We start from the raw sequence: 5,215 nt of genomic DNA, 5'->3' as shown, positions 1-5,215 counted from the left end.
GGCCAATTAGCTCAGTTGGTAGAGCAGCGGATTGAAAATCCGCGTGTCCGTGGTTCGATTCCGCGATTGGCCACCACCCAATTTTAAAAACCCGCTCTGCTGAGCGGGTTTTTTTTCGCCCAGCCATTGGGTGCGACAAAAAATTTTCACTGAGCAAGGCACAGGCTTTGTGATAGGCTACTCATCAGTAGCCTTTTTTGTTTCTGGGTATATACTGGTTGAGCCAGGCCCTAATCTCAAGGATGTGATGGTGAGCAAATCAGATTCGACCGCCGTGGCTGCGACGCCTGTTTCGCAGCGTATTCGCTACCGCCTGCTGCAGGCCGACCGCCGCTTTCATGCGAATGACAATATCGCTGACTTTATCGAAGAAGGCGAAATGAGCGAATTGCTGGCCGAAGTGCAAAGCAAGATGGTAGAAGTGCTCAATAGCCTAGTGATCGATACCGATAACGATCACAACACCCAAGACACCGCCCGCCGGGTGGCCAAGATGTATCTGAATGAAGTATTCCGTGGTCGCTATGTGAAGCAGCCCGCGGTGACCGAATTTCCGAATGTCGAGCATCTGAATGAACTGATGATCGTTGGCCCGATCACCGTGCGCAGCGCTTGCTCGCATCATTTGTGCCCAATTATCGGAAAATTGTGGATTGGTATTCTGCCAAATCAACATTCCAACTTGATCGGCCTGTCAAAATATGCGCGTTTGGCTGAATGGGTGATGTCACGGCCACAGATACAGGAAGAAGCCGTGACCCAGATGGCCGATCTCTTGCAGAGCAAGGTGAATCCAGATGGCTTGGCGATTGTGATGGAGGCCGATCATTTCTGCATGCACTGGCGTGGTGTGAAAGACAGTGATTCAAAAATGATTAATAGCGTGATGCGCGGCGTATTCCTGAAAGATACGCACTTGCGGCTGGAATTCTTGTCGCTGATTAACAATAAACGTTAAGTGAGGATGGGTATGTTGGTGCGCTTGATTTATGCCAGCCGTGCAGCTGGCGCGATGAATACCGAGTTGCTGGATTCGATCCTGCGTAGCTCGCGGCAAAATAATCCGGCCATCGGCATCACCGGCGTGCTTTGCTATAGCGGTGGCACTTTTGTGCAGGTGCTGGAAGGCAGCCGCGCGGCTGTATCTTCACTGTACAACATCATTGGCCGTGATCCGCGGCATGGTCAGGTGGAATTGCTGCACTTTGCCGAGATTAATGAGCGGCGCTTTTCCGATTGGACCATGGGGCAGGTGAATCTGGCCAAGGTGAATGCGGCCCTGTTGCTCAAATATTCGGCGCGAGCCGAATTTACCCCGTTTGAAATGAGCGGCGATGCGGTGTTGCGCTTGCTGGAAGATCTGATCGATACCGCCGCCATCGGCAAATAAACGCTGCAACCGAATGGTAGAACAACAGGGGCTGGCTAGCCCCTGTTTGCATTTAGGCTTGGGTATCGAGCCCTTGCCGCTGGCCTTGCCAATCTAGAAACCGTTCGCCACCGGGTAAATTCAGCAGCTTAACCAGTAGCTGGGCGGGTTGATCATTGATTTTAAGGGCTTGCCCCACCGGCTCTGGGCTGAGCTGCTGTAGTAACTCATCGGCGAGACCGCCAAACTGCAAACTTAGTGGGGTAGCGTTACTGCGCGTTTGGGTTGGCTCACGCTCGCTGGTGGGTGCTGGCGCGCTGGTTTGCGAGCTAAATGCTGCGGTTTGCTCGCGACTGAAGCTAAGTTCAAATTCAAACTCAAATTGGCGGCCATCGGCAGTGCTAATGGTGCCGCGCCCCTTGAATTGGCTCTCTTCGCGCAAAAGAAAGGCGGCGCTACTGGTTTGCTGAGTGCCATTGCTACTGACGCTCGCTGCTGCGCCGGCCGTGGTGGCGGCGGCAAGGCTTACCTCATCCCATTCGATTTTGAAGCCTTGCTGACCAAATAATTGGCCGGCCAGCTGGCCGAGCATGGCTTGCGCAGCTTGACTGGTGTCGCGGCCTAGCTGCTGATTGTGTTGGCTGAGGGCGGAGGGTTGCTGGCTGTGGCGGGTATTGCTCGTTGGGTCTGCCCAGCCTGGCAGTAATGTGCTGGGGTTAAAGCGGCTGCTGTCGAGGGCTTGCATGATGCGCTCCTGCTGGGCTGGATAATGGCCTGTATCGGCAGGAGGCAAATAAACTCAATGCCATTGGTCGGGATGGGGGTATTGCCTTGAATGGCTTATTGATCAATGTATTTAGAGATATACCCTGCAATAAAAAAGCGGCCCGCAGGCCGCTTTTTGTATCAGTCAAATTGACTTACTTTTTGCGCTCAACTTGGCTCACATCGCGAATCGCGCCGGTATCGGCCGAAGTCGTCATTGCGGCGTAGGCGCGCAAGGCCGCGCTGACGAAGCGTTCGCGCTGTTCAGGTTGCCAGGCTTTGCTGCCGCGGCTTTCCATTTCGGCGCGACGGGCGGCGAGCTCTTCGGCGCTGACCAGCAGATTGATGGTGCGGTTTGGAATATCGATTTCCAGTTGGTCGCCTTCTTTGGCTAGACCAATCGCGCCACCCTCGGCGGCTTCAGGTGAAACGTGGCCGATCGACAAGCCGGATGTACCACCCGAGAAGCGACCATCAGTCAGCAGTGCGCAGGCTTTGCCCAAGCCTTTTGATTTCAGGTAGGAGGTAGGGTAGAGCATTTCCTGCATGCCCGGGCCGCCTTTGGGGCCTTCGTAACGAATCAGTACCACATCACCGGCCACTACTTGATCGTCCAGAATGCCGGCAACGGCGTCGTCTTGCGATTCGAAAATCCGGACGCGGCCAGTAAATTTGAGGATGGATTCATCCACGCCGGCGGTTTTTACAATACAACCGCGCTCAGCGATATTGCCGTACAGCACGGCGATCCCGCCGTCTTGCGAGTAGGCGTTTTCTTTATTGCGGATACAGCCGTTGGCGCGATCCAGATCGAGCTCTGGCCAGCGCATGCTCTGGCTGAAGGCGATGGTAGTCGGCACGCCGCCTGGCGCGGCACGGTAGAGCAGGTGTGCGAGGCTATCCGGGCTGTTTTTAACGATGTCCCACTGATCGATGCTGGCACCCATGCTGCTGGCGTGAACAGTCGGTACATCGCGATGAATCAGTCCGGCGCGATCCAGTTCGGCCAAAATCCCGATTACCCCGCCCGCACGGTGCACGTCTTCCATATGGTATTTCTGAGTGGCTGGGGCCACTTTAGATAGGCATGGCACTTTCCGGCTCATGCGGTCGATATCCTGCATGGTGAAGTTCACGCCGGCTTCATTGGCGGCCGCTAGCAGGTGCAAGACAGTGTTGGTGGAGCCGCCCATGGCAATATCGAGTGCAATGGCGTTTTCGAAAGCTTCGAAAGTGGCGATATTGCGTGGCAATACGCTGCTGTCTTCGCCTTCGTAATAGCGTTTGGCCAGCTCGACGATGGTACGGCCCGCCTGCAGGAAGAGTTGCTTGCGATCGCCGTGGGTGGCGAGCAGTGAGCCGTTGCCAGGCAAAGACAGACCCAAGGCTTCCGTCAGGCAGTTCATCGAGTTGGCAGTGAACATGCCGGAGCAAGAGCCACAGGTCGGGCAGGCGCTGCGTTCTACGGCGGCCACTTCGTCGTCAGAGACGTTCGGGTTGGCGGCTTCCACCATGGCATCCACCAGATCGAGTTTGCGTACTTCGCCTTGCCAGTTGACCTTGCCGGCTTCCATCGGGCCGCCAGAAACAAAAATCACTGGGATATTCAGGCGCAGGGCGGCCATCAGCATCCCTGGGGTGATCTTGTCGCAATTGGAGATGCACACCAGCGCGTCGGCACAGTGGGCGTTCACCATGTATTCCACCGAGTCGGCAATCAGATCACGGCTTGGTAGTGAATACAGCATGCCGCCATGACCCATGGCGATACCGTCATCCACTGCAATAGTGTTGAATTCTTTGGCGATACCGCCTGCTTTTTCGATCTCACGTGCCACCAACTGGCCCAGATTGTGTAAATGCACATGGCCGGGTACGAATTGGGTGAATGAGTTGGCAATGGCGATAATCGGTTTGCCAAAATCGCCGTCTTTCATGCCGGTGGCACGCCACAGGGCGCGAGCACCGGCCATATTGCGGCCGTGGGTGGTGGTGCGGGAACGATAAGCAGGCATGATCAATCTCTATCAGTGAAAGAACTGAGCGGCCATTGTAACGAAAATCAGGCATGCTGGTGTGGACGTTAGGCGGCGACTGTAAATACTGGTTTGCCGCAATGCTGCGCAGCAAGGGCGCTCTGCGCATATAATCGCTGCCATATCCCGAATAGGAAGATTTTGATGTTGACTCATCCGCAGTTTGATCCGGTGGCCATTCACTTGGGGCCAGTGGGTATTCATTGGTACGGTCTGATGTATCTGGTGGGCTTTGTGCTCTTTTTGTTGCTGGGGCGGATGCGGATTCGCAATGGCAACCCGCCGGGCTGGCATGTGGCGGAAATGGATGATCTGCTGTTTTACGGTGTGCTAGGGGTGATCCTCGGTGGGCGCCTAGGGTATGTGTTCTTCTACAAGTTTGATTTTTATCTGCAGCATCCGCTGAGCATTTTTAAGCTGTGGGAAGGTGGCATGGCCTTTCATGGCGGTTTTCTCGGTGTATTGGTGGCGATGTACCTATTTGGCCGTAAAACCGGGCGCAGTTTTTTGCAGGTAACTGACTTTATTGCGCCGCTGGTGCCATTGGGTTTGGCGGCTGGCCGGTTGGGTAATTTCATTAATGGCGAATTGTGGGGACGCGTAACCGATGCCACTATGCCGTGGGCGATGGTCTTCCCGCAGGCGCACGATGGTTTGCCACGTCATCCATCCCAGCTGTATCAGTTTGCTTTGGAAGGTGTGCTGCTGTTTGCTATTTTGTGGTGGTTCTCAAGCAAGCCGCGGAAAACCGGGCAGATTTCGGCGCTATTCCTGTTAGGGTATGGCGTATTCCGCTTTGTGGCCGAATTTGCGCGTGAGCCAGATGACTTCCTTGGCTTGCTGTATATGAACTTCTCCATGGGGCAGTGGTTGAGCTTGCCGATGATCGTGATTGGGGTGTTGATGTGGCTGGTATGCAGCCGCGGCACTGCGCGCGCCAACTAAATTGCCAAGCAAAATAAGTATTTATTCAAAAACTGAGGGTGGAGATGAAAAATCTGTTTGACGACGGCAAAGTTCATCTCCATAATGCGTGGCTCTTGAC

At 54.8% G+C, this 5,215-nt stretch carries 5 protein-coding genes and 1 tRNA gene; 4 read left to right on the top strand and 2 right to left on the bottom strand.

Translation table 11 applies throughout. The features are described from left to right. The 3 genes from L991_RS12310 (at position 1) to L991_RS12300 (ending at position 1,390) form a co-directional block, all read left to right on the top strand. Positions 1–76: transfer RNA gene (locus tag L991_RS12310), tRNA-Phe, on the top strand. A 174-nt stretch (positions 77–250) separates the two neighbouring features. Next, the gene (gene folE / locus L991_RS12305) at positions 251–958 is read left to right on the top strand and encodes a GTP cyclohydrolase I (protein ID WP_231550552.1); all 708 of its coding nucleotides are present in this window, start codon (positions 251–253) and stop codon (positions 956–958) included. A 12-nt stretch (positions 959–970) separates the two neighbouring features. Further along, a complete protein-coding gene (locus L991_RS12300) occupies positions 971–1,390 on the top strand; it encodes a BLUF domain-containing protein (protein ID WP_028450289.1) in 420 nt (139 codons plus the stop codon). A gap of 52 nt (positions 1,391–1,442) precedes the next feature. Here the strand turns inward: L991_RS12300 and L991_RS12295 are convergent, their stop codons facing one another. Together L991_RS12295 and ilvD are read right to left on the bottom strand one after the other, a co-directional pair. Beyond that, positions 1,443–2,114 (bottom strand): hypothetical protein, encoded by a 672-nt coding sequence (locus L991_RS12295; protein ID WP_047395933.1) that lies wholly within the window; start codon positions 2,112–2,114, stop codon positions 1,443–1,445. Positions 2,115–2,289: 175 nt separating this feature from the next. Continuing rightward, complete coding sequence (gene ilvD / locus L991_RS12290) at positions 2,290–4,149, bottom strand: dihydroxy-acid dehydratase (protein ID WP_047395930.1); 1,860 nt, start codon at positions 4,147–4,149, stop codon at positions 2,290–2,292. A 165-nt stretch (positions 4,150–4,314) separates the two neighbouring features. Here ilvD and lgt point away from each other — a divergent pair, with 165 nt between their 5' ends. Further along, positions 4,315–5,115, top strand: coding sequence for a prolipoprotein diacylglyceryl transferase (gene lgt, locus L991_RS12285; RefSeq protein ID WP_047395925.1), 801 nt, complete (start codon positions 4,315–4,317; stop codon positions 5,113–5,115). Positions 5,116–5,215 lie beyond the last annotated feature (100 nt).

Origin of the sequence: Chitinibacter sp. ZOR0017 (assembly GCF_000799095.1) — a bacterium.
GTDB classification, from domain to species: domain Bacteria; phylum Pseudomonadota; class Gammaproteobacteria; order Burkholderiales; family Chitinibacteraceae; genus Chitinibacter; species Chitinibacter tainanensis.
The sequence above is the reverse complement of the archived record's forward strand: the minus strand, read 5'-3'. Positions and strand labels throughout refer to the sequence as shown.